General features: G+C 62.0%; 27 protein-coding genes. 9 read left to right on the plus strand and 18 right to left on the minus strand.

What is annotated here, in order from left to right; all coding sequences use genetic code 11:
* Positions 1 to 3: 3 nt before the first annotated feature.
* On the minus strand, positions 4 to 1,044 hold the full coding sequence (gene gmd, locus NKJ67_RS18040) for a GDP-mannose 4,6-dehydratase (RefSeq protein WP_352582137.1): 1,041 nt from the start codon (positions 1,042 to 1,044) through the stop codon (positions 4 to 6).
* An 87-nt stretch (positions 1,045 to 1,131) separates the two neighbouring features.
* On the opposite strand from gmd, the gene NKJ67_RS18045 reads away from it, so the two are divergent.
* Positions 1,132 to 3,693 (plus strand): glycosyltransferase, encoded by a 2,562-nt coding sequence (locus NKJ67_RS18045; protein WP_352582139.1) that lies wholly within the window; start codon positions 1,132 to 1,134, stop codon positions 3,691 to 3,693.
* 436 nt (positions 3,694 to 4,129) lie between these two features.
* Here NKJ67_RS18045 and NKJ67_RS18050 read toward each other — a convergent pair whose 3' ends face one another.
* The 4 genes from NKJ67_RS18050 to NKJ67_RS18065 are packed head-to-tail and all read right to left on the minus strand — an operon-like array spanning position 4,130 to position 5,603.
* Positions 4,130 to 4,567 carry a hypothetical protein gene (locus tag NKJ67_RS18050; protein ID WP_352582141.1) on the minus strand — a complete coding sequence of 146 codons (438 nt, stop codon included), beginning with the start codon at positions 4,565 to 4,567 and terminating at the stop codon, positions 4,130 to 4,132.
* Between the two features lie 25 nt (positions 4,568 to 4,592).
* Complete coding sequence (locus tag NKJ67_RS18055; protein ID WP_352582143.1) at positions 4,593 to 5,111, minus strand: hypothetical protein; 519 nt, start codon at positions 5,109 to 5,111, stop codon at positions 4,593 to 4,595.
* Complete coding sequence (locus NKJ67_RS18060) at positions 5,104 to 5,448, minus strand: hypothetical protein (RefSeq protein ID WP_127398858.1); 345 nt, start codon at positions 5,446 to 5,448, stop codon at positions 5,104 to 5,106. Before NKJ67_RS18060 ends, NKJ67_RS18055 begins: the two co-directional genes overlap by 8 nt.
* Before the next feature lie 11 nt (positions 5,449 to 5,459).
* The gene (locus NKJ67_RS18065; protein WP_127269741.1) at positions 5,460 to 5,603 is read right to left on the minus strand and encodes a hypothetical protein; all 144 of its coding nucleotides are present in this window, start codon (positions 5,601 to 5,603) and stop codon (positions 5,460 to 5,462) included.
* Between the two features lie 175 nt (positions 5,604 to 5,778).
* On the opposite strand from NKJ67_RS18065, the gene NKJ67_RS18070 reads away from it, so the two are divergent.
* Positions 5,779 to 6,750 carry a helix-turn-helix transcriptional regulator gene (locus NKJ67_RS18070; protein WP_127269743.1) on the plus strand — a complete coding sequence of 324 codons (972 nt, stop codon included), beginning with the start codon at positions 5,779 to 5,781 and terminating at the stop codon, positions 6,748 to 6,750.
* Positions 6,751 to 6,822: 72 nt separating this feature from the next.
* Here NKJ67_RS18070 and NKJ67_RS18075 read toward each other — a convergent pair whose 3' ends face one another.
* From NKJ67_RS18075 to NKJ67_RS18085, 3 genes are all read right to left on the minus strand, one after another.
* Positions 6,823 to 7,629: a C40 family peptidase gene (locus NKJ67_RS18075; protein WP_127269745.1), complete on the minus strand. Its 807-nt coding sequence runs from the start codon at positions 7,627 to 7,629 to the stop codon at positions 6,823 to 6,825.
* Positions 7,630 to 7,710: 81 nt separating this feature from the next.
* A complete protein-coding gene (locus NKJ67_RS18080) occupies positions 7,711 to 8,643 on the minus strand; it encodes a CHAD domain-containing protein (RefSeq protein ID WP_127268426.1) in 933 nt (310 codons plus the stop codon).
* The gene (locus NKJ67_RS18085) at positions 8,640 to 9,113 is read right to left on the minus strand and encodes a CYTH domain-containing protein (RefSeq protein ID WP_352582147.1); all 474 of its coding nucleotides are present in this window, start codon (positions 9,111 to 9,113) and stop codon (positions 8,640 to 8,642) included. The genes NKJ67_RS18080 and NKJ67_RS18085 overlap by 4 nt, the downstream gene beginning before the upstream one ends.
* A gap of 90 nt (positions 9,114 to 9,203) precedes the next feature.
* Here NKJ67_RS18085 and NKJ67_RS18090 point away from each other — a divergent pair, with 90 nt between their 5' ends.
* The 4 genes from NKJ67_RS18090 to NKJ67_RS18105 are packed head-to-tail and all read left to right on the plus strand — an operon-like array spanning position 9,204 to position 12,907.
* Positions 9,204 to 9,890, plus strand: coding sequence for a CerR family C-terminal domain-containing protein (locus tag NKJ67_RS18090; RefSeq protein WP_127320690.1), 687 nt, complete (start codon positions 9,204 to 9,206; stop codon positions 9,888 to 9,890).
* Positions 9,891 to 9,903: 13 nt separating this feature from the next.
* The gene (locus NKJ67_RS18095) at positions 9,904 to 10,857 is read left to right on the plus strand and encodes an HlyD family secretion protein (RefSeq protein WP_128362696.1); all 954 of its coding nucleotides are present in this window, start codon (positions 9,904 to 9,906) and stop codon (positions 10,855 to 10,857) included.
* Positions 10,854 to 11,774, plus strand: coding sequence for an ABC transporter ATP-binding protein (locus NKJ67_RS18100; RefSeq protein WP_352582150.1), 921 nt, complete (start codon positions 10,854 to 10,856; stop codon positions 11,772 to 11,774). Before NKJ67_RS18095 ends, NKJ67_RS18100 begins: the two co-directional genes overlap by 4 nt.
* Positions 11,771 to 12,907 (plus strand): ABC transporter permease, encoded by a 1,137-nt coding sequence (locus tag NKJ67_RS18105; RefSeq protein WP_352582152.1) that lies wholly within the window; start codon positions 11,771 to 11,773, stop codon positions 12,905 to 12,907. The genes NKJ67_RS18100 and NKJ67_RS18105 overlap by 4 nt, the downstream gene beginning before the upstream one ends.
* A gap of 83 nt (positions 12,908 to 12,990) precedes the next feature.
* Here NKJ67_RS18105 and NKJ67_RS18110 read toward each other — a convergent pair whose 3' ends face one another.
* From NKJ67_RS18110 to NKJ67_RS18120, 3 genes are all read right to left on the minus strand, one after another.
* The gene (locus NKJ67_RS18110) at positions 12,991 to 13,590 is read right to left on the minus strand and encodes a DNA-3-methyladenine glycosylase (RefSeq protein WP_352582154.1); all 600 of its coding nucleotides are present in this window, start codon (positions 13,588 to 13,590) and stop codon (positions 12,991 to 12,993) included.
* A gap of 97 nt (positions 13,591 to 13,687) precedes the next feature.
* Entirely contained in the window at positions 13,688 to 14,671 is a 984-nt protein-coding gene (locus tag NKJ67_RS18115; RefSeq protein ID WP_352582156.1) for a threonine/serine dehydratase family protein, read from the minus strand.
* 294 nt (positions 14,672 to 14,965) lie between these two features.
* Complete coding sequence (locus NKJ67_RS18120; RefSeq protein WP_352582158.1) at positions 14,966 to 15,289, minus strand: hypothetical protein; 324 nt, start codon at positions 15,287 to 15,289, stop codon at positions 14,966 to 14,968.
* 176 nt (positions 15,290 to 15,465) lie between these two features.
* Here NKJ67_RS18120 and mbfA point away from each other — a divergent pair, with 176 nt between their 5' ends.
* Positions 15,466 to 16,449, plus strand: a complete 984-nt coding sequence (mbfA, locus tag NKJ67_RS18125) for an iron exporter MbfA (protein ID WP_352582160.1) — start codon at positions 15,466 to 15,468, stop codon at positions 16,447 to 16,449.
* A gap of 164 nt (positions 16,450 to 16,613) precedes the next feature.
* Here the strand turns inward: mbfA and NKJ67_RS18130 are convergent, their stop codons facing one another.
* From NKJ67_RS18130 to NKJ67_RS18140, 3 genes are all read right to left on the minus strand, one after another.
* Positions 16,614 to 16,958 (minus strand): antibiotic biosynthesis monooxygenase family protein, encoded by a 345-nt coding sequence (locus NKJ67_RS18130; protein WP_127268914.1) that lies wholly within the window; start codon positions 16,956 to 16,958, stop codon positions 16,614 to 16,616.
* Positions 16,955 to 17,287 (minus strand): NIPSNAP family protein, encoded by a 333-nt coding sequence (locus NKJ67_RS18135; RefSeq protein WP_127268912.1) that lies wholly within the window; start codon positions 17,285 to 17,287, stop codon positions 16,955 to 16,957. The genes NKJ67_RS18130 and NKJ67_RS18135 overlap by 4 nt, the downstream gene beginning before the upstream one ends.
* Before the next feature lie 63 nt (positions 17,288 to 17,350).
* Positions 17,351 to 17,566: a DUF1127 domain-containing protein gene (locus tag NKJ67_RS18140; RefSeq protein ID WP_127321960.1), complete on the minus strand. Its 216-nt coding sequence runs from the start codon at positions 17,564 to 17,566 to the stop codon at positions 17,351 to 17,353.
* Between the two features lie 68 nt (positions 17,567 to 17,634).
* Between NKJ67_RS18140 and NKJ67_RS18145 the strand changes: the two genes are divergently transcribed.
* The gene (locus NKJ67_RS18145) at positions 17,635 to 18,309 is read left to right on the plus strand and encodes an ArsR/SmtB family transcription factor (protein ID WP_352582163.1); all 675 of its coding nucleotides are present in this window, start codon (positions 17,635 to 17,637) and stop codon (positions 18,307 to 18,309) included.
* A gap of 12 nt (positions 18,310 to 18,321) precedes the next feature.
* Here NKJ67_RS18145 and ligD read toward each other — a convergent pair whose 3' ends face one another.
* Both ligD and ku read right to left on the minus strand, forming a co-directional pair.
* Positions 18,322 to 20,838 carry a DNA ligase D gene (gene ligD / locus NKJ67_RS18150; RefSeq protein ID WP_352582165.1) on the minus strand — a complete coding sequence of 839 codons (2,517 nt, stop codon included), beginning with the start codon at positions 20,836 to 20,838 and terminating at the stop codon, positions 18,322 to 18,324.
* A 12-nt stretch (positions 20,839 to 20,850) separates the two neighbouring features.
* Positions 20,851 to 21,708, minus strand: coding sequence for a non-homologous end joining protein Ku (gene ku / locus NKJ67_RS18155; protein ID WP_352582309.1), 858 nt, complete (start codon positions 21,706 to 21,708; stop codon positions 20,851 to 20,853).
* 378 nt (positions 21,709 to 22,086) lie between these two features.
* On the opposite strand from ku, the gene NKJ67_RS18160 reads away from it, so the two are divergent.
* Entirely contained in the window at positions 22,087 to 22,227 is a 141-nt protein-coding gene (locus tag NKJ67_RS18160) for a hypothetical protein (RefSeq protein WP_013528645.1), read from the plus strand.
* Positions 22,228 to 22,429: 202 nt separating this feature from the next.
* On the opposite strand, the gene NKJ67_RS18165 is transcribed toward NKJ67_RS18160, so the two are convergent.
* Both NKJ67_RS18165 and NKJ67_RS18170 read right to left on the minus strand, forming a co-directional pair.
* Positions 22,430 to 23,338, minus strand: a complete 909-nt coding sequence (locus NKJ67_RS18165) for a hypothetical protein (protein WP_352582167.1) — start codon at positions 23,336 to 23,338, stop codon at positions 22,430 to 22,432.
* Positions 23,322 to 23,555, minus strand: a complete 234-nt coding sequence (locus tag NKJ67_RS18170) for a hypothetical protein (RefSeq protein WP_352582169.1) — start codon at positions 23,553 to 23,555, stop codon at positions 23,322 to 23,324. Before NKJ67_RS18170 ends, NKJ67_RS18165 begins: the two co-directional genes overlap by 17 nt.
* Positions 23,556 to 23,557: the final 2 nt, after the last annotated feature.

The following is a 23,557-nucleotide window of genomic DNA, read 5'->3' on the forward strand; positions in this document are numbered from 1 at the left end:
CTGCTAGAACCCTGCCGCATGGTTCGACGAGACCCGTTGCATGTCAGCCTCGACCATCTCGGCGACCAGATCCTCCAGTCGAACCGTGGGGCTCCAGCCAAGCACCTCCCTGGCACGCGAAGGGTCGCCGACAAGTAGGTCGACTTCCAAGGGCCTGTAGAAAGCCGGGTCAACAGATACAACGACTTTTCCGGTAGTCCGGTCGATACCTTGCTCGTTGTGCCCCGTTCCTTGCCAATCCAGAAAGATGCCGCAGGCTTTCGCGGCCATCTCGACAAATTCACGAACCGTGTGCGTTCTCCCGGTCGCCACAACGAAATCCATTACAGGCGTCGTTTGCAGCATCCTCCACATTGCATCGACGTAATCTCGGGCGTGGCCCCAATCTCTTTTCGCCTCTAGATTTCCGACCCGCAGAGGCCCTTCGCCGCGCAACGCATATTTGGCCATACCAAGTGTTACTTTTCGAGGGAGAAACTCCACGCCCCTCAGAGGCGACTCGTGATTGAAGAGGATCCCGCTACAGCAATGCAAGCCATACGCCTCTCTGTAGTTCACAACAGTCCAATGCGCGAACAGCTTGGACACTCCATAAGGGCTCCGTGGATAGAAGGGAGTTCTTTCATTTTGCGGGACCTCTTGCACTTTACCAAACATCTCGGACGTCGAAGCCTGGTAGAATTTAGCTTCCGGGACGACAGATCTAACGCCTTCCAGAAGTCTCAATGTTCCAATCGCGGTCACCTGAGATGTATAGATTGGCTGTCTAAACGAATCTCCGACAAAACTCTGAGCCGCAAGATTGTATATCTCATCAGGCTGGACATTCTCCAGCACCACACGCACGTTTGAGTCCTCGGTCAGTTCCATCGACACGAATTCGATATCTCGCAGAACCTGCATATCCTGGAGACGCCATGTGCCTATCCCCGACGTGCGGCGCATGGAGCCCACCACACGGTATCCCTTGTCGAGAAGCAGCTTTGATAGATAAGCTCCATCCTGCCCCGTGATGCCCGTTATCAAAGCGGTCTTATTTGCCACAGCCCGTTTCCTTGCGATTGTGGATTTCCCCTGTCGTGGGCTATGGCAACGTTTGGATGCCAAGGCAAAGGAAGATTCGGGCCCAGCATGAGGAATGCGTTCTTTACGATTTCATCGTGGAACTATCTCCACTATTCGCGGACGCTGGCGTCTTCGTTTGCTCGCCACCATCCAGACTTCTCACGCATACTTGCCATCGCTGACACACCTCGAAACGACATGCAACAGGGCGCCTTCCCCGAATTCGACGCTCATATTTTTTTCGACGAACTCGATCTGCCTGACCGTCGCTCATTCAGTTTTCGCTACGATGTCATGGAACTGAACACGGCCATCAAGCCTACGGTATTCCGGCGACTTTTTGCCGAAGGTTTTGACCGCGTGATTTACCTTGATCCGGATATCTTCGCCTATCGTCGCTTCGACGAGATATTGCGGGCATTCGACGAGGGAGCGACTTCCATCCTGACACCGCACTCCCTCGCCCCCAATCTCCATTCCGAGAGCCCAAACGACCTGACCTTTATGCGATCCGGCATTTACAATCTGGGATTTTTGGCCCTTGCCAGGACGGACGAGACGTCGGCTTTGCTGGAATGGTGGGAGTCGCGTCTGCAAAACGAGTGCGTCACCGATCGCCTCAGCGACGGGATTTTCGTTGACCAGAAATTCATGGACCTGTGGCCCGCCTATTGCCCAGGCACACACATCCTGCGCGACCCAGCTTACAACGTGGCGTACTGGAACCTGGACACCCGCACCATCAAAGCCACGAATGAGAACTACGAGGTCAACGGCTCGCCACTCGCCTTCTTCCATTTCAGCGGGATCACTCCCGGCGACAGGGGCGTCCTGTCGAAGCACCAGCAGCGATGGAAACCAACATCTACGGAAGCGTTGGCAAGCCTCACGGCGGGTTATCATGACCAGCTGGAAGGTTTCGGGGCAAGCAGTTCTTCTTCAGTCCCCTATGGCTTCGGGACGTTCTCCGACGGCACCAAGATTCCGAAACTGGCGCGAATTCTCTTTCGTGAGAAGCTCGAGCCTTTCGAGGGCGATCCTTTCACTCTGATGCCGGACCATCTGGACCGCCCAGCCGGCATCAAGCCCAACCCCGGTGGTGTGGTCACACAGCTTGCGCACGCACTCTGGACGACGAGGCGCGACCTACAATCCTACTTCCCTCTCCAAGAGGGGAAATCCCAGATAAACTACGCCGACTGGTATATCGCCGGTGGCGCAACGTCGGCAGGGATTCCTCCCAGGTTCACGCAAACTGTCGTCAAGAGAATCCGCCAACTAGGTCACGGAACTGCAGATGTTTCCGCCACAGAAAAATCGGTGATCGCGCCGCGTATCGCGCGCCGCGCTTATCGGACTCTCATGAAAGCCCAGCCTCACATTCGCTGGCTCTATGGAATGGTACCACCGGCCAAGCGAAAGCAATTTCTCGATGCGATGTTCAGGCATGCGTGGCCCGCAAATTTCGACACGACATCGAAGGCCGCCCTTGGGCCCGGCCTGTCCCTGATCGGTTATCCATTTTCAGAAACGGGCGTGGGTGAAGCAATGCGCTCGCTCGCTCGTTCAGTCGACGGTGCCAACATCACCTATGATGTCACGAACTTTGACGAGCAGGTTCTTTCGTCGAGGAGGGATAGAGCCCTGACGTCTCGTATCGTTGTTCGGCCGTCCAAAATGGTGAACGTTTTCTGCGTAAACGCCGACATGCTGGGGTCAACCATTCATGGCATTGGCGGGGGTGTTCTCCAAAACAGATACAACATCGTCAGGCCTTTCTGGGAACTGCCTTCGATCCACCCGCAATGGCTGAACAGTCTGCAACATATGGACGAAATCTGGGCCCCGACCGCCTTCGTTCGGGATGCCTTCATGGCCGGTACCGACCGCCCCGTTGTGCATATTCCGGTGGCTATATCCGTCCCGCCCGACATCGAGGCGAGTCGCGAGCGTTTCAAGATTCCAAAGAATTCTACCGCATTTCTGTTTGCATTCGATTTTTCGTCCTACCCGGACCGGAAGAACCCGGACGCTGTTTTACAGGCCTACCTGCGCGCGTTCGGGCATGATCGAAATCGACGGGTTTCTTTGGTTATCAAGACGATGGGTAACAGCCCCCACAAGCGAACAATTCTGAATTCTATTCGTAGCCTGGCGCAGACCGACAACAGGGTTGTGTTGATTGATGAGGTTCTCACTCGAACCGAAACCTATTGTCTGACAAAATCGTGCGATGTCTTTGTCTCGTTGCATCGCTCGGAGGGCTTCGGGTTGGGAATTGCCGAAGCCATGGCTATGGGCAAAGCCGTTGTTGCAACAGACTTTTCGGGAAGTAAGGATTTTGTTGGCACGCAGACGGGGTTTCCTATTCCATACCGATTGATCGGCGTCGAACCCGATCAATACCCCTATTTCATCGAAGGCCAGAAATGGGCCGATCCCGACATAGATGAAGCCGCACGGGTCATGGCGCAACTTGCCGACAACGTTGAGGTCGTGGCCGCTATGGGCGAGCGTGCTCGGAGGTACATGGCCGCGGTGCACAGCCCCGAGGCGGTCGGCAAGGTGATCGCTAGTCGCCTCCAAGACATCCAAGGATATAGGAATTCCATTTTGGATACCTATTGATGTTCGCCAGGGACGTCAGCGGACCGGCAGCTTCCGGTCCCCAAAAAGGTGACATCAAAGCATCTGCTCGGTGACGTCCGCTGTTGCGCTTGGCACAGGTGGGCCGATCCGGGGACGCCGTTTGTTAGCCACAAGACAAGTTCGAGTTGGTGATCATCGCCGACGAACGACCTTCACCTCACGGCTGCGAACATCTCGCAGCTCGGCCCTGAGGCGTCGACCGTGGCGCTCAATCGAGCTTCAGCGCCGCCACTTCGCCCTCGTTCATCAACGGCACATAAAGGATCGACTTGGCGGCGCCGATGTCGGCGCTGCCAGGCTTGGAATGCGCCATCGTTTTCCGGTGGTTCCGCCGGCACGATAGAGCGTGCCGGTCATGTAGGCGGTAGCGTCGATGGTGTCGCTGCCTGCCTGACCAGGCACCGCGCCAATCGTCTCAGCATGATTGCATCTGGCGGCTGAGCTTGCCGCGCACGGCCCTGGCGGTGCCGACCGCCACTATTTTCGCCGCTGTCTTGCCGCCCGGACCTGCCATGCGGCCGGCGATGCCGACGGCGCCATTGACCGCGCCCATCATCTTCATCTGCCCGGCGGTCTCGTTCATGCGCGCCCGGCAATCCTGCATTTTTCTGGTCGCCTCGACTGCAGCCAGGGCTTCGCCAAGACCTTCCGGCGAGTCCGCGCCGGCCGCCAGCTCCGCCAATTGCGCATGCTGGTCTGGCGTGATCGGCGGGCTGGCGGCCGTCTGGCTGCAGCTGGAAGCCAGCAGGCAGATAAGCATCGCGATCGGGCTGCCCCGCCTGACACGTGCCGTGGCTGGGAAAATGCCGCGATATTTGGCCTCGAGGCCGCCGCCCGGAGTTGCTTTTCCCACCGCCCATTTCCTGTTGCCCAACATCCTATCGCGCCATCGCCGGGCCGAGGACGAGGCTGCGGATTTTCGGCGTCAGCGGCCTGACGACGTCGGCGAAGGGGTCGCCCTCGGCCCGCAAAGCCATCAATCCTTCGACCTCTTCGTCGATGGCCGAGATGGTCTCTGACTTCTGTGCGTCGGTCAGCTCCCTCATGCCGGATATGGCACCCCTGAGCTTGGCGAAAATGGCATCGAGTTCCGCGACCGACATCGTCGCCAGGAACCCGCGCATGGTCTCGCCAAGCGCGACCTTCCAGCTGTCGGCGGTGAAGCCGGCTGTGCCGATCAAGCCCTTGTCCGCGGCATCGCGCTCGTACCAGTCGGCGGCGATCTCCTCGTCATAGGCGAACTGACCGAATTCGGGCTGCAAGGCCTCGATCAGGCCGACGACCGCCGACGCATCCCGCGCTGTCAGCGCCAAGGCATGCGGGCTGTCGAACATCATGCCGGCAAGTGCGAGCGCGCCGGCCAGCCGGCGCATGGCTGCGAAACGCCGCTCAGCCATAACAGTCCTCCACAACGCCGGCCCGGGCACTGCTCGTCGCCTGGGACTGCAGAACCGAGCCGCCGATCGAGGCGGCCTGGCCGGCAATGACCCCACCATTGCCGGCCAGACCGCCAAGACCCCCCGCCATCGACAGGACACCGCCGAGCAGAGCCGCATTGGTCTGCGCCTTCGCCGCCTTCTTGGCGGCCTCGGCGCAGGCGGTTTCCGTCGATGGTTCGTTCCGGGCCTTGTTGCTGCCGGCCGCGCTCGCGATCGATGCCGGGTTGCTGTCGGCCTGGCCCGTTTGGCAGCCCGCCAGGGCAATGGTCAGGGCCACGAAAATGCTTTTTTTCATGGTGCTCCTCATCATCGGGCAGCGCGCGGCGGCAGCTTGACCTCGCGGTGATCGGTCACCGTGTTGCCCAACGAGATCGACAGCAGATAGGCACGCGGATTGAAGCCCGCCGCGGCCAGTGCCGACAGCGTCTTGAACAGTTGCAAATGAAACATCGTGCCCCCTTGGATTGCCGCCAATACGGTTCCGGTTTCGGAATCGCGCCGCAAACTAGGGGCATCGAAGGGGGACAGCTTGGACAGAACGGCACTGAAAGCGGCCAAAACGGCCCGGTATTGACGTTTTGCAGGCCGCGGCGCATATGACCGCGCTCTTGGCATGGGGGTGTCGATGACTGCGACGATGGGGCCGTCAGCTTCGTTCAGGCTGGCGACGGAGATGTTTCCGGAGCGGGATCGCGTCGAGATTACGCGCGAGGTTTACGGCCGCACGGTTCTGAGGGTGGACCTCGATCCGCTTGCGCCGGCGCAGATCGACATGCGGGTGCGCGCGTTGCCGGGCCTCGGCATCGCCACCGGCAGCTCATCGGAATTCCGGGTGCATCGCACATCGTCGCTGATCGACAACGACGACTTCGTTCTTCTGGCGGCCCTCGATGGGGGCAGCGTGATGAAGCACCGCGGCCGCGAGGAGGCGGTCGGCAACGGCCAGGCGCTGATGATGAGCGGTGACGAGGTTGGCCTCAACCTGATCGGCGCCGGCGGGTTCCGCTTCATCAATCTGAGTTTTTCGCGCAAGCAGCTTTCGCCTCTGATCGGCGATCCGGCAGCGGTCCTTATGCGGCCCTTGCCGACCCAAAGCGGGGCGATGCGGCTGTTGCTCGACTATATCAACTCGATCCAGGAGGTCGGAGACGAGTTGACTGCGGAGGCCTGTCACCTTGCGGCGACGCATGTCTTCGACCTTGCCGCACTCGCCATGGGCGCGACCAGGGATGCGGCCCAGATCGCACGCGGCCGTGGCGTCAGCGTTGCCCGCTTGCGCGCCATCAAGGCCGATATCGTCGCGCATGGTGGCCATGTCGACCTGTCGGCGCGGGACGTCGCCGCCCGCCACGGACTGTCGGCCCGCTATGTCCGCAAGCTGTTCGAGAGCGATGGCACATCCTTGATTGATTTCATGATGAACCAGCGGCTGGCGCGTGCCCATCGCATGCTTGGCGATCCGCGCCATGCCGGACGCAGCATCACCGCGATCGCCTACGAGGCCGGCTTCAACGATCTTTCCTATTTCAACCGGGCGTTCCGCCGCCGTTATGACGCCACTCCCTCGGACGTGCGCGTTGCGGCTTGCAAGCACTGACGCCAAAGCGCCGCCTGCCGGGCGGCGCTCCCGTGCCGTGCCGTCCATGCTGTTGGACTCATTTGATCGCGTCTATTCGGCGGCCTTTGCCCCGGGATCGGCAACCTTGTCGTCCCAGACCATCTGCCGGTAGTCGAAACCATATTCCAGCGTCGGTTTGACGATGCGGAAATAGGGCGACAGGTCGAAATCGCGCGGCGTGTAGAGCGAGTGGTGGCGGATGTGCAGGATTTCCTTGCGCGAATAGTTCGACTGCGCGGAGGCTCGGCCGGGCGCACGGGTGATTTCGGGCAGGATCGGATAGCGGATCTGGCCATAGGCCTCGGCGATCAGCGTCGAGCAGATCGCCCGTGTCGGGTCGCCGGAGCCGAAGGCCAGCATGCGGCGGCGCCAGCGCACCGGCACCGGCGGTGTGGGCAAGAAAAAACGCAGCATGTCGAAAATGTTCTTGAGGTCGTATTTCAGGCCGAGCCTGCCGATCATGAAGGCGACGACCTTGTCGCGATCCTCCGGCGCCAGCCCGCTCGCCCGGCAGATGCGGGTGTTGTAGGTGCGGTAGCGCGACAATGGCACGGCGACGCAGCCTTCGCCGATCGTGACCTCGATCAGGCGCGGCCGTTCCGAGCCGTCTTCCGGCGCGGGCAAGGCATCGCCGACATAGAAGGCCGCATGCGACCAGGTCGACTGGGTCAGGTACTTGATCGCCGCCGAGATCTTCTGATTGCCCTCGATCAGCAGGATGTCGCCCGGCTCAAGCGTGCGGCGCAGCGTTTCGGCATCGGACGGAGTGTAGGGCTCGTAGCCGGACGATTCTCCCTGCAGCCGGCCGGCAAGCCAGCGGCCAAGTCGATCCAGAAGCGTGTCGCCGGGCTCGGTCATGCCCCATGGCGATTAGCATGGGCGGGTAATGAGGGCTAGCGCACGCCTTCCTCCCCCGTCCGGAGCGCGAGGAAGAGCGTCCTACGATGCCGCGGCCTCTTCCGGCGGCGCAGCCAGATCGTCGCGCGCCTTGCGGGCCAGTTTGCGTGTCGAGCGTTTGGGATTGTCGCCGAACAGCTCGGCCGCTTCGGCCAGGCAGCTCTTCTTCAGCTGCTTCTCCGACCGCTTCAGCAGCTTGCCCAGAAGTTTCGTGTCCTCGGGCAGCCCGAGTGGCTGGTCGTCGGCCTCAAGCAGCGCGCGCATCACCAGCACATCGTGCAGGTCGCCCAGCCGCTCGCCCAGTTCGTCGACCGCCTTGCGCCGGGCCTTGATCGGTGTCGGCCACAGCCTGCCGAGCAGCGACAGATGCATGCCGTGGGTCTTGGCCGCCTTGCGCAAATCGTGGAAATCATCGGCCGCGCCCCGCGATCTGGCCTTGTCGAGCGCCTTCCTGGCACGGCGCAGCGTGACGCGGGCACCTTCGGCAAGCACGTCGGCCGCCTGTTCCGGCTGGTCGGGCAAGGCCAACGCTTCGACGCGTTTGAGGCCATCCTCGCAAGCGGCGGTCGCCGCACCGATCGCCGCTTCGAGCCCGCTGCCTTCGTGCAGTTCATGCTGGCGCGCGATCAGCCTGTCGCGCGCAGCAGTAAGCCCATCGTCGGCGCTCTCCTTGGGAAAGCTCGCCGCCAGCCGGTCGATGGTTTCGATCAGCGCTGTCGCCTCGCGCGGACCGGCAAGCAGGCCTGCTACATTGCGATAGCACTGGTTCTCGGTCTCGCAGAATGTTTCGTCGCCGGAACGAACAAGCCGCAGCAGGGCGCGGGCGCTCTTCAGCCGCTTGCGGCACTTGTGCAGCGCCTGTTCCGGCCGGCTCCGTGCGGCGTCAAGGTGATGCAGCGCCTTGCCGATTTCCTCGGCAAGGATACGCCTGACCTCGCCGGTCAGCGGCAGGCGCGGATCGATACGAAAGCTCATGCGGCGATCTCCGGTATCCCCCCAAGGGCGAGCGACGCGTTGTAGAATTTTGACTCGCCGGTGACTTCGCGGCCGAGCCAATCAGGCAGCATTTCGTCCGGCACGTCCTCCGGCGTCTCAAGTTCGGCGATCACAAGTCCCGCAAGCGGACCGCCGAAGACATCGATTTCGTAGAGATAGCCACGGTGCCTAACATGGTGACGTGTCTTCTCGATGACACGTCCGATGGCGAAGTCCAGCATCTCCACCGCCTCCGAGAGCGGGATCGGGTATTCGAATTCGTCGCGTTCGCGCGCCTTGCTGCCGAATTTGAGTGTCAGCTTGGCGGAACCGCCATCGCTGATGCGGATGCGCACCGTGCGCCCGGGGCCGGCAGCGAGATAGAACTGGAGAATGCGGATATTGGCCTCGGCCAGTTCCCGCCATGCGGTGCTGGTGACCAGGAATTTTCGTTCGACTTCCTTGCCCATGGCCGGGCACTAAAGCGTTTGCCGCCGTCGATGGCAAGATAATGACGAACAGAAGTTGACTTTAATCAATCGATTGATTAAACTGCGCTCATGGTCAAACTGCCTGAGCCCAAAATTCTTCGCCGCGAGCCCGCCGAGATGACGCGCGCGGCCCTTGTCCAGGCGGCGCTGAAGCTGTTCGGAAGGCAGGGCTTCGATGGCACCTCGACGCGCGAGATCGCCGCCGAGGCGCGAGCCAATATAGGCTCAATCGCCTATCATTTCGGCGGCAAGGAGGGTCTTCGCGCCGCTGCCGCCGACTTTATCGTCGAGACCATCCAGGGTGTAGCCGGCCAGGCGCTCGGCAATGTACAGGCGCCTGCGCCGGGACCAGCCAATCCGGAGGCGGCGCAAGCGCTACTCTTCGCGGCGCTGGAGCGGATGGTCGGCTTTGTCGTGGCCAGCCCGCAGGCCGGCGAGATCGTGCAGTTCGTGTTGCGTGAGCTTTCGCATCCGACGGCAGCCCTCGACCGCATCTATGACGGCGTCTTCGAGCCGACGCATCGCCGGCTGTGCCAGCTCTGGGAACAGGCGACCGGCGAGCCCGCCGAAAGCGAGGCCACAAGGCTCACCGTGTTCACGCTGATTGGCCAGGTCATCTATTTCCGCATCGGCCGCGAGGCGGTGATGCGCCGCATGGGCTGGAAAGACATCGGCGCCGCCGAGGCGGCCAAGGTGGTGGCGGTCACATCGGGTAATCTCAAGGCCATATTGGCTTCCAAAAAGAGCAAAGCATGAAGGGGCAAAGACCATGAGCTTTCTGTGTTCGCTGCCGCTCGCCGCGCAGCTCTTCTCGGCCTGTGCCCCGGCTGCCCCGCTGGCCGTCGGCTATGTCGAAGGCGACTATGTGCTGCTGGCGCCGATCGAGGTGGCGCAGGTCGAGACCGTCACGGTGAAGCGCGGCGACCGTGTGGTGCCTGGCACGACCGTGGTGACGCTGGAAAGTGCCGATGCCAAGATCGCGGTGGCGCAGGCGCAGGCCGGCCTTGCCCAGGCGCAGGCGCAATTGGCCGATCTGCAGATCGGCAAGCGGCCGGAAGAGATCGCCGTGCTGAAGGCCGAGGTCGACATGGCCAGCGCCCAGGCCGCCGACGCCAAGCGCAAATACGACCGCGCCGCCGATCTGTTCAAGCGCGGCGCCGGCACGCAAGCCGATTTCGACACCGCGTCGGCCACGCTGGAAACGGCCAATGCGCAGGTCGGCCAGGCCAATGCCAATCTCGCCGTCGGCGGCCTGCCTGCACGGGCCGAAACGATCAAGGCCGCCGACAATCAGGTCAAGCAGGCGCAGGCCGCGTTGGAGCAAGCTCAGTGGCGGCTGTCGAAACGGGTGCTGGCAGCGCCTTCGCCGGGCCGCGTCAACGATGTCATCCGCAATCCGGGCGACACATCAGGTCCGACCGCGCCGGTGATTTCGATCCTGCCCGACGGCGCGGTCAAGCTCAGCGTCTACATCCCGGAGAGCGCCTTCTCCTCGGTCAAGGTCGGCACCTTGCTCGGCGTCCATTGCGACGGCTGCGGCCCGGATGTGAAGGCGCGCGTCAGCTACGTGTCGCCCGATCCTGAGTTCACGCCGCCGGTGATCTATTCGTTGGAGAACCGGCAGAAGCTGGTCTACCTGGTCGAGGCGCGGCCGGAGGGCGATGCCGGGCCGCTGCAGCCCGGCCAGATCGTCGATGTTGATCTCGCGGACAGCGCAAGATGAACGCCATCGACGTCCACGGCCTGGTCAAGCGATTTGGCGACAAGACCGTCGTCGACCATGTGACGATGTCGGTCGCCGAGGGCGAGATCGTCGGCTTTCTCGGCCCCAACGGTTCTGGCAAGACCACAACCATCCGCATCATGTGCGGCCTGCTGACGCCGGACGAAGGCGAAGGCACGGTGCTCGGCTTCAACATCCGCACCGACAGCCTGCGCATCAAGCGTGAAGTCGGCTACATGACGCAGAAATTCTCGTTCTACGAGGATCTGACGATCGGCGAGAATCTCGAATTCGTGGCGCGCCTCTATCGGCTGAAGCCGGTCGAGGAATATGTCGCCGGGACGCTTGAAGACCTCGGCCTGACCACGCGCCGCAACCAGTTGGCCGGCACCTTGTCGGGCGGCTGGAAGCAGCGGCTGGCGCTGGCCGCCTGCATCATGCACAAGCCGAAATTGCTGCTGCTTGACGAGCCTACGGCCGGTGTCGATCCGAAGGCACGGCGCGAATTCTGGGACGAGATCCATCGCCTGGCCAGCGGCGGGCTGACCGTACTGGTCTCCACCCACTACATGGACGAAGCCGAGCGCTGCCACCGCATCAGCTATATCTCCTACGGCAAGATGCTGGCCACCGGCACGGTCGCCGAGGTGGTGAAAAATGCCGGGCTGACCACGTTTGTGCTGCAGGGTCCGCGGCTCGATCAGGTCGCCGAAGCGCTCCAGGGCCGCTCCGGCGTCGACCAGGTGGCGCCTTTCGGCGCGACGCTGCATGTCGTCGGCTCCGACAAAAAGAAGCTCGAAGCCGCACTCGCCGACGTCGAGAAAGAGCACAAGGGCGTGAAAGTTTCGCCCGGCGAAACCAGCCTCGAGGACGTCTTCATCCAGTTCATGTCCGGCTCGAAGGACAACATGGCATGAACAGCGTCTTTTCCTTCGCCCGGCTTGGCGCGCTGCTGATCAAGGAATTCATCCAGATGCGGCGCGACCGCATCACCTTCGCCATGATGCTCGGCGTGCCGCTGATACAGTTGGTGCTTTTCGGCTACGCCATCAACAACGACCCGAAAAGCCTGCCGGCAGCACTCGTGGCGACGAGCAACGATCCCTACACGCGTGCCATTGTCGCGGCGCTGCAGACCACCGGCTACTATCGTTTCGACCATGTCGCGCAAAGTGCCGCCGAGGCCGAGTTCCTGATATCGCGCGGCGACGTCGCCTTCGTCGTCACCATCCCCGCCGATTTCGCCAGGAGGGTGGAGAGCGGCAACAACCCGCAGATACTCATCGAGGCGGACGCCACCGACCCGGCGGTGGCCAGTGGCGCCATCTCGACGCTCGGCACAGTCGCCAGCCAGGCGCTGCTGAGGGCGCAAGGCACGCAGGAAGCCGCCGCCGAGGCCGCCAAGGGTCGGCTCGATGTCGTCGTACACCGGCGCTACAATCCCGAAGGCATCTCGCAATACAACATCGTGCCCGGCCTGCTCGGCGTCATCCTGCAGATGACCATGGTGATGATGACCTCGATCGCGCTGACCCGCGAGACCGAGCGCGGCACGATGGAGAACCTGCTGGCGATGCCGTCCAGCCCGCTCGAGATCATGATGGGCAAGGTGCTGCCCTATCTGGCGGTCGGCGGCGTGCAGGTGGTGGTGGTGCTGGCGGCGGCGAAGCTTCTGTTCGCCATCCCCTTCACCGGACCGATGTCGCTGCTCCTGACCGCCGTGCTGATCTTCGTGCTGGCGCTGGTGCTGCTCGGCTATACGATTTCGACCATCGCCCGCACCCAGATGCAGGCGCTGCAGCTCACCTTCTTCTTCTTCCTGCCGTCGATCATGCTGTCGGGTTTCATGTTCCCCTATCGGGGCATGCCGGACTGGGCACAAATCTTCGGCGAAATCTTCCCGCTGACGCACTTCCTGCGCATCACCCGCGCGGTGATGCTGAAGGGCGCGGAACTGCCGGCAGTGGCCGGCGAGATCGGCTGGCTGATGGTGTTCGTGGCGCTGTTTGCCGGGGTTGCGCTGGTGCGGTTCAGGCGGACGCTGGATTAGATGCCGCACGACCTCCAGTCTTGGCACCAGCCTTTGCGGAAGGGAGAAATGCTTTCGCCAATCTCCATGGTTTGTAACTGCCACTAACCGTTGAGCGATTTCGGGCCGCTGACGAAGGCGCTCCCCTTGACGTAAAACCGCAGCGGGCGATCGGCATCCTTTGTAATGCCGATCCGGATGCCTTGGGCGATGTCGCCGGCTTGATGCTCGTCGGTTGCCAGCCATAGCGGGCCTTTGCGGCAAAGATCGAGCCCGTCGAGCGAACGATCGATCCGCAATGCCTGGGCCAGCCTTCCCGGTCCTCGCGCCAGGTCGCGCAAGCGGTCGATGCCGCGATTGAGCCGCATGAGCGCAATGCCTTCGAGCGGCTCGAGCGCCCTGATGAGCACGCCGGTTCCGACCCCTGCCATCTCGCTCGAAACGTTGAGCATGTAGGAGATGCCGTAGGCGAGATAGACATAGGCGTGCCCGGGTTCGAGAAACAGCGAACGGTTGCGCGGCGCCATCCCCCGGTAGCCATGCCCGGCGGCGTCACCGGTCACATAGGCCTCGGTCTCGACGATGCGGCCGCTGGCGATGCCTTCGGGCAGTTCGCGCACCACGACCTTGCCGATGAGGGTGCGGGCAAGGGATGCCGTATCGTCGGGCAGCTCGGAACGCGTGAGCGGGCGGTAGATGACCATGCTCAGCGCGGCGACGATTTGGCGGCGGGCGAGGAGTGATCCAAGGCGGAGCCCGTCGCCAGATACTCCATATCAGATACCCCTGGACATCGCCGTCTCAAGCAGCCGCCATGATCCCGGCATAAGTGCCGAAATCGACATTGCCGCCGGACAGCACCACGGCAATGCATTTGCCGGACAGCTCGATCTCGCCCGATGACAGTGCCGCCAGCGCCACACAGCCGCCGGGCTCGACCACCAGCTTGAGATAGGCCATGGCGTCGCGCATCGCCTGCGCCGCCGCCTGGTCCGAGACGGCGATGCCACCGGTGAGATTCCTGCGGTTGATCTCGAAGGTGATCACGCCAGGCTCGGCGGTCAGCAGCGCGTCGCAGATCGAACTATGGCCGGGCTCGTTCGAAACCCTTGCACCGGCGGCCAGCGACTGGCGGGTGTCGTCGAAATGCTCGGGCTCCACGGCCCAGACCGAGGTGTCAGGCGAGGCATCCTTGACGGCAACGGAGATGCCACTCGACAAGCCGCCGCCGCCGCAGGGGACGATCACCGCGTCGAGGTCGACGCCAAGCGCTTTTGCCTGGCGCATCAATTCGAGGCCGATCGTGCCCTGGCCGGCAATGATGGCCGGATCGTCGAAAGGCGGCACCAGCACCATGCCTCTTTCCATGTAAGGACGGATCACGGTCATGCGGTCGTCGCGAAAGCGGTCGAACGGGACCACCTCCGCGCCCATCTTGCGCACATTGGCAATTTTCATCGCCGGCGCGTCCGAAGGCATGGCGATCACCGCCTTGACGCCGAACATCGCGGCCGAAGCGGCGACGCCCTGCGCATGATTGCCCGATGAGAAAGCGACGACACCTTGGCTGCGTTCCGCCTCGCTGAGCGACGACAGCTTGTTGTAGGCGCCGCGGAACTTGAACGAGCCGGTGCGCTGCAGCGTCTCCGGCTTGAACAGGATGCGGCCCCCGAAGCGTCTGTTCAGCTCCTGCGATTCGATCAAGGGGGTTTCGATGATCAAGCCGGAGAGACGCGCGGCGGCGGCGTGGATGTCGGCGATGCCGGGAAGGGATATGGCGTTCATGTGAGGTCCAGTGGACAGGGTCTTTTCATGATGCCCGCAAACAGATGTGGCGCACCAATGAAAAAATGTGACCGTTACAAAGTTTGGCGGGCGATCGCCTACGCCACGGCTGCACGCCCCCCTCTGGCCTGCCGGCCATCTCCCCCTCGAGGGGGGAGATTACGCACTCAGTCGACTTCGCCACCTATTAACGCTGCAAGGTGAGCGGAACGACGAAGCTGCCAATCTCCCCCCTTGAGGGGGAGATGTCCGGCAGGACAGAGGGGGGCGCTGGCCCGCAGACATCCCCCATGTTCAGCCGAGTAACGTCCTCTGCCTCTTGCCCCCACCCAGCTTGCGCCAGTTGTTGAAACGGTGGCTGGCGGCGGCAAAGGATATCTTCATCTGCTGGGCGACCGAGTAGCGCGACTTGCCCTCGTCGAACATGCGGTAGCAGCACTCGACGCCCTCCTCCGTCAGTTTGCCGTCCGGCGCCTTGTTGTGCGGGTTGGCGGGGTCGAATTTCTCGACCTGCTGCTCGACCAGCCCCTTCAGGCGCTGCAGATCGGCCTCGATGCTGGCGATGAGATCGAGAACGGGCTTGGGATCATAGTGGTGCGGAGGCTGTTTTGCCGTCATCTGCCGGTTCCTTGTTCTTGGCTTGAGTCCAGCAATATAGGTGAACATTCACTGATAATGAAGAGTCACCGCGGGCGTGGGGCTTCAACAATTCTTGACCGCGACCCAAGCGCGCAATTGACCGAAGGTGTTCAAAACCCTAGTTTAGAACTATTCTAAACTAGGGTGAATTCCTCATGCTTTCCCGTGTTTTCGGCTTCGGCCGCCGCCCCTTCGAATCGCTCTCCGAACAGGAGATCCTGGCGCTGGCCATTTCCTCCGAGGAGGATGACGGTCGCATTTACCGGGCCTATGCCGACGGGCTGACGGAAAACTTCCCGCAATCGGCAAAAGTGTTCGAGGAGATGGCCGAGGAAGAGGATGGCCATCGCGATGCGTTGATCGAGCTTTTCCGCAAGCGGTTCGGCGAGCGCATACCGCTGATCCGGCGCGAACATGTGAAGGGTTATTACGAGCGCAAGCCCGACTGGCTGGTCCGGCCGCTCGGCATCGAGCACGTGCGCAGCCATGCCGAGGCGATGGAGCGGCAAGCCTACCTTTTCTATGTCGAGGCGGCCAAGCGCACGGCAGATGCTTCGACGCGAAAACTGCTCGACGATCTGGCGGTGGCCGAACTGGGCCATGAGACCCTGGCGCAGCGGCTGGAACAGAAACATGTGCCGGGCGCCGTCAAGGCCGACGAGGCCAGCGCCGAGCAGCGCCAGTTCATCCTCACCTATGTGCAACCAGGGCTGGCCGGGCTGATGGACGGGTCGGTGTCCACTCTGGCGCCGATCTTTGCCGCTGCCTTTGCCACGCACGACACCTGGCAGACGCTGCTGGTCGGGCTTGCCGCCTCGATCGGCGCCGGCATTTCGATGGGCTTCACCGAAGTCGCTTCCGACGACGGCAAGCTGTCGGGCCGCGGCTCGCCGATCAAGCGCGGTCTGACCGTCGGTATTATGACGACGCTGGGTGGTCTCGGACACGCGCTCCCCTATGTCATTCCGCATTTCTGGACGGCCACCGGGGTTGCCGCGGTGGTGGTTTTCTTCGAATTGTGGGCGATCGCCTTTGTCCAGAACCGCTACATGCAGACGCCTTTCCTGCGCGCCGCCTTCCAGGTGGTGCTGGGCGGCGCCCTGGTGTTCGCGGCCGGCGTGCTGATCGGGAATGCATAGTTTTTTCCCTTCCCCCTTGTGGGGGAAGGTGGATCGGCGCGCAGCGCCGAGACGGATGAGGGGTGTTCCAGCGGAGTGAGACGTTGGCGTTCCCTGGAACACCCCTCATCCGTCGCCTGCGGCGACACCTTCTCCCACAGGGGGAGAAGGAAGAAACTTGCCACTCACCCATTCACCGCCCGGCTATCCCTAGGCGCCTCGTCTCTCTCCGTCAGTCCATAATCCCTCATCACATGGGCGATGCGCAGACGGTAGCCGGCAAAGATACCGCCCCGGCCGGCCTTCTGCGCCTGGCGGTGTTCCTCGGTGTTGCGCCAGGCCTTCACGGCTTCCTCGTCGCGCCAGAATGACAGCGACAGGATGCGGTTCGGATCGGCCAGGCTCTGGAAACGCTCGATGGAAAGAAAGCCGTCGATGCCGTCGAGCAGTGGACGCAGGTCCGCGGCGATGCTCAGATAGGCGTCGCGCCGGCCTTCCGCCGGCTCGACCTCGAAGATGACGGCAATCACGGCAGCACCAGTTTCGCGTGCGGGCCTGAGGCCAGTTTCAGAAACATGCGATCCTCCTTCAGGATGAACCTCTCGCGCTTGGCGAATTCGTAGTTTGCCTTGCCGGTGGGATCGGCGGCAAGCCGGGCGCGATAGGCTTCGTAGGCGGCCAGGCTCTCGATGTTGTAGGCGGCATAGGCGGTCGTCGCCGAGCCCTCATGCGGCGCGTAGTAACCGATCAGATCGGCGCCGCAGCGTGGAATGGCCTGGCCCCAATTGCGCGCATACTCCTCGAAGGCCGCCTTGCCGAACGGGTCGATCTCGTAGCGGATGAAGCAGGTGATGGTCATTGTGGTCTCCTTGGGGTGCGTCGATAGTTCGAGCGGCATCGAAAAATTGTGTCGTCTGGTCTGCTAGGGCTGCCAGAAGGACTTCGCGCATTCGCGGCGCACGTCTTGCCGCGTTAGCCCAAGATCGCGCAGCTGATGATCATCGATCTCGGCAAGGTCCAGACGCTGCAAATGGCGGTCATACCAGCGGGCCAGCAGCCGCGAACGCAGCCAGCTGACGAACGGGAAGAATTGACGGCTGGGGAGCGGGGCTGAGGGGAAAGCGGTTCGTTCGGCCATCGTCGTCTCCTTGATCTCACCTGAGAATAGTGATTATCTGACAAGAACGCTTCGATGAGGAACGAACTATGCGTGAAGGACCCGACATCGCCCGCATCGCCAGCCTGGTCGGCGACCCGGCACGGGCAAACATGCTGAATGCCCTGATGGGCGGCACGGCGCTGACGGCGAGCGAACTGGCGCTCGAGGCCGGCGTTTCGCTGCCGACCGCCAGCTCGCACCTGGGCAAACTGATGGAAGGTGGGCTGCTCACGGTGGCGAGCCAGGGCCGGCATCGCTATTACGGCCTCGCCGGACCGCAGGTGGCGGGCATGATCGAAGCCATCACAAGCGTCGCGGAAGCCGTCGGTCCAAAGCGTGTGCGCCCGGGTCCGCGCGATGGCGCCATGCGCGTGGCGCGCGTCTGCTACGATCACCTCGCCGGCGAGCAGGCGGTGGCGATGCTCGATCGGCTCGTCGCCAAAAACGTATTGGTCCGCGACGAACAGGAGATCAGGCTCGGGCCATCGGCGGCTTCGCATTTCGCGGCGATCGGCATCGACGTTTATACCAAGCCGCGCCGGCCGGTGTGCCGCGCCTGCCTCGACTGGAGCGTGCGCCGTTCGCACCTCGCCGGCACGCTGGGCGCCGCCATCCTCGAGAAGATCCTGGCCGAGAAATGGGCGCGCCGCGAGAAGGACAGCCGCGCGGTGATCTTCTCGCCGCCGGGTAGACAGGCGTTTGAGAGGGTGTTTCTGTCTTGAACGGGCGAAGCGTTAACCCCGCCTCAGAGCCTTGCCCTGCTTAAAGAAATCCGACCACGGATCGGCTTTCGCCAGCTGTTTCAGCGTAGTCTTGCCGCCGATCGGGAAAGCGTTCGGCGCCAAGCCGGCATCGATCTCTGGCCAGGTCACCGGCATCGACACGGTGGCGCCCTTCTTGGCGCGTGACGAATAGGGCGCGACCGTCGTCGAGCCCCTGCCATTGCGCAGATAGTCGACGAAGATCTTTCCCGTGCGCGCTTTTTTCGACAGCGTCGCCGTGTAGCGGTCGGGAGCACCCTGCTCCAGCGCACGGGCAAAATCATGGGCGAAGGTTTTGACCTCCTCCCAATCCGCCGCTGGTCTCAGCGGCACCATGACGTGAAAACCCTTGCCGCCCGAAGTCTTGACGAAATTCGGCAGCGACAGCTCGTCGAGCTTGCCCCTGATATCGAGTGCCGCCTCGCGGACCGCTTTCACGTCGACACCTTCATCGGGATCGAGATCGAAGATGATCTGGTCGGGCTTTTCGATCTCGTCGATCGTGCACCCCCAGATGTGGATCTCGACCACGCCATACTGGACCAATGCGGCGACACCATCGAAATCCCGGATGTACAAGATCTCCTCGCCGTCAGTCGGATCCTTCATGCGCGCGATCTTGTCGCTCATACCGGCCGAGGCATGTTTCTGGAAGAAACGCTGGCCACCGACACCGTCCGGCGCCCGCACCAGGCTGAGCGGCCGGTTGACGACAAACTGTTCCATGCGCGGCCAAACCTGCGCGTAATGGTCGAGCAGGCCCTGCTTGGATATGTTTTCGTCCGGCCACAGCAGCTTGTCGGGATGCGAGAGTTTTACCGTGGTCGTCATCGATCCGGCGGCTTTGCCGCCCGATGCCGGCTTGGCCGTGCTCTTGCCTGTCGATGGCTTGCCTGTCGACGCTTTGGGCTTTTCCTGCACGACTTCCTCCGCCGGCTTGTCCTCGCGCAATCCCTGGAACGAGGCGTGGCGTATTATACGGTCCGAGGTCCAGCTGCGAAACTCCACTTCGCCGACAAGTTCGGGCTTGACCCAGACCAGGCCCTTGCCCTTCGGCACCGCGGTGGAGAAGGGCGATGTCTTTGCCGTCAATGCATCGAGTTTTGCCTTCAGCTCATTGGCGCCCTTGCCGGAGAAACCAGTGCCGACGCGCCCGGCATAATGCAGCTTGCCGCCCTCGTGGAAGCCGACCAGGATCGAGCGCAGGCCGCGCCCGGTCTTGTCCGACGGCAGATAGCCGCCGATGACGAATTCCTGCCGCGCCGTGCATTTCGACTTCACCCAGGTCGGGCCGCGGCCGCTGCGATAGGGTGCATCGGCACGCTTGGAGACGACGCCTTCCAGGCCCATCCGGCAGGCATGCTCCAGCATGATCTTGCCGGGTTCGGAAAAGTGGTCGCTGAAGCGGACCGCCGGATTGTCGGACTGCTTGCCGAGCAAATCCTGCAAGGCCTGCTTGCGCTCGACCAGCGGCTCGCGCCGCAAATCCCTTCCATCGAGGCGCATCAGATCGAATACGTAATAGATGAAGCGATTTGTCCGCTTCGCCGACAGATCCTGCTGCAACAGCGCGAAAGACGAGACGCCGCTGTCGGCCAGCACGACCACCTCGCCATCGATGATGGCGTCGCTGCACTTCAGCCCGGCCAGCTCCGCGACGATCTCGCCGCCGAATTTCGTCGTCCAGTCGAGGCCGGTGCGGGTCAGCAGCCGCACGTCGGTGCCGGCTATCTGTGCCTGCATGCGATAGCCGTCGAACTTCACCTCATGCAGCCAGTCCTTGCCCGGCGGCGCATCGCGCTCCAGCGTGGCCAGCTGCGGCTCGATGAAGTCGAGTTTCTTGCCCGCGGCCTTCGTCTTGCCGGCGGCCGGCTTGTTGGAATGCCAGACCTTCGGCTTCTCACCCTTCGCGGTCTTGCCCTCGCCGACCTCCTCGATCGTCAGGCCCGACTTCACCGATTCCGGCGCCTCCTTGAGGATGTCCTCGCCGGGACGCGCTGCGGCATCGTCCGACTTGATCAGCAGCCAGTTGTCGCGCTTTTCACCCGCACGCGGCTTCAGTCGCACCAGATGCCATGCCCCATGCAGCTTGTGTCCCTTGAGCTCAAAGCTGATATGGCCCTTCTTCATCGCCTTGGCCGGGTCGATCTCGGGGGTCCAGGTGCCCTCGTCCCAAACGATGACCGAACCGCCGCCATATTCGCCCTTGGGAATGGTGCCCTCGAACGGCGCATAGTCGATCGGGTGATCCTCGACATGCACGGCCAGTCGCTTCTCATGCGGATCAAGGCTCGGGCCGCGCGTCACCGCCCAGCTCCACAGCACGCCGTCATGCTCGAGCCGCAGGTCGTAATGCAGCCGCGTCGCGGCATGCTTGTGGATGACGAAGATGCCGCCCGCGCCGCCCTGCTTGGTCCGGGCGACCTTGCCGGCCGGTTCGGCGGTCTTCTTGAAATCGCGCTTGGAATGATATTGTTCGAGGCTGGCCATCCGTTGGGTTCCTCAGGCCGATTTGCGTTTGGGCGCGCTTGCTTTCGGCTTGGCGCGTTTGGACTTCGTCGAAGAAGCTTTGGCCGAGCCGCCATCCGCCGACAGGCTCTTCTTCAGCGCGTCGAACAGATTGACGACATTGGAAGGTTTGGGCGCCGCCTTGGCCTTCGGCGCCTTGTGGCCGGCCTTCTTGGCGCGGATCAGTTCCAGCAGCGCGTCCTCGTATTTGTCGTCAAATTTCGAGGGATCGAACTTCGTCTTCTTCTTGTCGATGATCAACTCGGCGAGGTCGGTCATCTCCTGATCGGTCTTCACCGACTCGATGTCGCCGAAGACGGTGTCCGGTTGGCGCACCGTGTTGTCGTAGCGCAGCGTCGTCAGCACCATGCCTTTGCCGAGCGGCTCGATAACCACCGGCCGTTCGCGTCGGTAGAGCACGATACGCGCCAACCCGGCCATCTTCTTGCCCGCCATCGCGTCCCGAATGACGGCGAACGCTTCTTCCGACACCTTGTCGGCCGGGGCGACATAATACGGCGTATCGAGATAGATCTGCTGGATCGAAGCTTTGTCGACGAAACCGTCGAGCGCCATCGTGTGCGAGGATTCGATCTGCACCGCCTCGATCTCGTCTTCCTCGATATGGATGAAATCGCCGTCGTCGAGTTCATAGCCTTTGATCTCGTCATCCTCCTCCAGCGGCTTGCCTGTTTCGGCGTCGACATAGAGCCGCTTCACCGTGTTGCCGGTCTTGCGGTTGAGAATGCGAAACGAGACCCGCTCCGTGTGGGTGACGACATTGGTGAGTTCGACGGCACAGGTGACCAGCGAAAGCTTCAAATAGCCTTTCCAGGCCGGACGCGGCGCCATGATATCTTCCCTTCCAGACCAGATGAAGGTGAGAACGGACAGACCGCGCTCCAGTTCCGCGCTCACGGACCGATCTGGATGCCAAGGGCCGCTTTGAGTGGTTCTGGCCGTCAGCATGGAAATTTCGCGGGTGCCACAAAAGTTGAAACAGAACCGCGCACGCGCGACATTCAAACGAAACATATGTGATGCAAAAGTCACATTGGCCGGAATGCCGACGAACTGCACCGAAAGACCCCGAATCAGCCGCAATCCAGCCACGAAGCAAGGCATTTTCGACCAGATATTAACATCACGTTCACCGACTATTCACGCCTCGACGCTATGATGACCGCAATTCGGAAGGGACATCCGAAAATCGGGACAGGGACAAGGGTAATGAACTTCCTCGCGCACCTCATCGGCTATGCCGCCGCCATCCGCGAATTCGTCGCGCCGACCTATCGGCCCGAGCGCTATTACATGCGCGGCCCCGGCCCTGCTTGCGCCCGTCGCGGCAACTCGCTGGGTGCGCACTGATCATGGCTTTCGAAAATCGCCACAACAGCAGGATCTGCAGGCCGGCCGCCTCTACCCGCGCCACCACCTATCGCGCCGAGCGTCCCGCTCTCGCCGACAGGCGCCGTGCGACAACGCCACGGCTTTGATGCGATCGCTGGCGAGCCTGTCTCTTTAAGACGGGCTGCCGAAGTCTCCATCGACTACCACCTCAAGCCGATGACTAAGGCTTGTTCCCCCGGCGCCCAAAAACCTTTGGTCCGCTGCCGGTGACAATACCGAGACCGCGAGCGAAGCGGCCCATCTCGGCAAGTCGACGATATGTGTCGTCAACCATTTCAGCTATTTCAGGCTTCGGCGCGGGCCGGCCCTTCCAATCCGGGCTTCCTTTCACGCGGTAGTGCGTGTGGGGCACATAGATCATGTCATGGTTCCCCGCGACGACCACCATGTCGTGCGGAAGGGTCAATTGCGGCACAAGCTCGTAGATGAAGCGGTGAAACTCTACAGCGACAAGCGCATTGAAAATGGTCTCGGTATAAGGCGCGGCGTCGCGCCCGACTTTTTCGGACGCTGTTCCGGCATCTTGCACGACGAACCCGTACCGCGAATGGTCGCCGCGAACGATCGATCTCTTGAAGGCGAGTACTTCATGCATCCCATCGATCTCGGCGACACCGACCTGGTCGAAGCCACCTTGCCATTTGCTCGCGGTTGCAGCGTATTGAAGCCCTATGTCCTCGTCTGATTTCACAAGAAAATCATAGACGTTGCGATTGTAGAGACTGACGTCGACGCCTTGCGTGAAACCGTGTTTGGCGTCGCCCAGCTGCTCGTGATCTGAAATATCGATGCTCAGGCCAACGATCTGATCGATGGTGCCGTGGTCATGTTCTATGGCGTTGAACAGTTCTGAGATCGAGCGCTGGATATCGGCTTTCTCATCACCGATCCCGAGCCCGAGAACAAAATCGAAGTCCCGGATCGGCATATCCCTCAGGGTCTTCGCGAGGTGTTCTTTTCCCGCCGCAAACTCTCGCTGATCGACAATCTGCCTGGTAACGTTGAAAATATTGTTCTTCCAAGCTCGAAATTCTTCAATCAGCTTAGCGCGTTCAGAATTGGCTGACATCGTTGAACCCCTTGATCCGGGTGTAGACTGCTATGAACTCTGTTAATAATCTCTCTTTAGCCAAGCATAAATGCGACATTTGCCAGCTTTGATAAGTGCAGGCAGTCGAGTTGTTACCAGCCTTCTGTTCAAGTATCACCAGCTCACCGATTGTGCCGCTATCGCCTATCGCGGCGAGCGCCCGGTTTTCGCCGACGGCGACATGCGACACTGCCAAGT

Origin of the sequence: Mesorhizobium sp. M0088 (assembly GCF_040322895.1) — a bacterium.
Taxonomy (GTDB): Bacteria; Pseudomonadota; Alphaproteobacteria; order Rhizobiales; family Rhizobiaceae; genus Mesorhizobium.

Coding starts and splice junctions, on each gene's coding strand:
- NKJ67_RS18045 (WP_352582139.1), top strand. CDS start 1,132: ATGAGGAATGCGTTCTTTACGATTTCATCGTGGAACTATCTCCACTAT.
- NKJ67_RS18055 (WP_352582143.1), bottom strand. CDS start 5,111: ATGGCTGAGCGGCGTTTCGCAGCCATGCGCCGGCTGGCCGGCGCGCTC.
- NKJ67_RS18060 (WP_127398858.1), bottom strand. CDS start 5,448: ATGAAAAAAAGCATTTTCGTGGCCCTGACCATTGCCCTGGCGGGCTGC.
- NKJ67_RS18065 (WP_127269741.1), bottom strand. CDS start 5,603: ATGTTTCATTTGCAACTGTTCAAGACGCTGTCGGCACTGGCCGCGGCG.
- NKJ67_RS18070 (WP_127269743.1), top strand. CDS start 5,779: ATGACTGCGACGATGGGGCCGTCAGCTTCGTTCAGGCTGGCGACGGAG.
- NKJ67_RS18075 (WP_127269745.1), bottom strand. CDS start 7,629: ATGACCGAGCCCGGCGACACGCTTCTGGATCGACTTGGCCGCTGGCTT.
- NKJ67_RS18080 (WP_127268426.1), bottom strand. CDS start 8,643: ATGAGCTTTCGTATCGATCCGCGCCTGCCGCTGACCGGCGAGGTCAGG.
- NKJ67_RS18085 (WP_352582147.1), bottom strand. CDS start 9,113: ATGGGCAAGGAAGTCGAACGAAAATTCCTGGTCACCAGCACCGCATGG.
- NKJ67_RS18090 (WP_127320690.1), top strand. CDS start 9,204: ATGGTCAAACTGCCTGAGCCCAAAATTCTTCGCCGCGAGCCCGCCGAG.
- NKJ67_RS18095 (WP_128362696.1), top strand. CDS start 9,904: ATGAGCTTTCTGTGTTCGCTGCCGCTCGCCGCGCAGCTCTTCTCGGCC.
- NKJ67_RS18100 (WP_352582150.1), top strand. CDS start 10,854: ATGAACGCCATCGACGTCCACGGCCTGGTCAAGCGATTTGGCGACAAG.
- NKJ67_RS18105 (WP_352582152.1), top strand. CDS start 11,771: ATGAACAGCGTCTTTTCCTTCGCCCGGCTTGGCGCGCTGCTGATCAAG.
- NKJ67_RS18110 (WP_352582154.1), bottom strand. CDS start 13,590: ATGGTCATCTACCGCCCGCTCACGCGTTCCGAGCTGCCCGACGATACG.
- NKJ67_RS18115 (WP_352582156.1), bottom strand. CDS start 14,671: ATGAACGCCATATCCCTTCCCGGCATCGCCGACATCCACGCCGCCGCC.
- NKJ67_RS18120 (WP_352582158.1), bottom strand. CDS start 15,289: ATGACGGCAAAACAGCCTCCGCACCACTATGATCCCAAGCCCGTTCTC.
- mbfA (WP_352582160.1), top strand. CDS start 15,466: ATGCTTTCCCGTGTTTTCGGCTTCGGCCGCCGCCCCTTCGAATCGCTC.
- NKJ67_RS18135 (WP_127268912.1), bottom strand. CDS start 17,287: ATGACCATCACCTGCTTCATCCGCTACGAGATCGACCCGTTCGGCAAG.
- NKJ67_RS18140 (WP_127321960.1), bottom strand. CDS start 17,566: ATGGCCGAACGAACCGCTTTCCCCTCAGCCCCGCTCCCCAGCCGTCAA.
- NKJ67_RS18145 (WP_352582163.1), top strand. CDS start 17,635: ATGCGTGAAGGACCCGACATCGCCCGCATCGCCAGCCTGGTCGGCGAC.
- ligD (WP_352582165.1), bottom strand. CDS start 20,838: ATGGCCAGCCTCGAACAATATCATTCCAAGCGCGATTTCAAGAAGACC.
- ku (WP_352582309.1), bottom strand. CDS start 21,708: ATGGCGCCGCGTCCGGCCTGGAAAGGCTATTTGAAGCTTTCGCTGGTC.
- NKJ67_RS18160 (WP_013528645.1), top strand. CDS start 22,087: ATGAACTTCCTCGCGCACCTCATCGGCTATGCCGCCGCCATCCGCGAA.
- NKJ67_RS18165 (WP_352582167.1), bottom strand. CDS start 23,338: ATGTCAGCCAATTCTGAACGCGCTAAGCTGATTGAAGAATTTCGAGCT.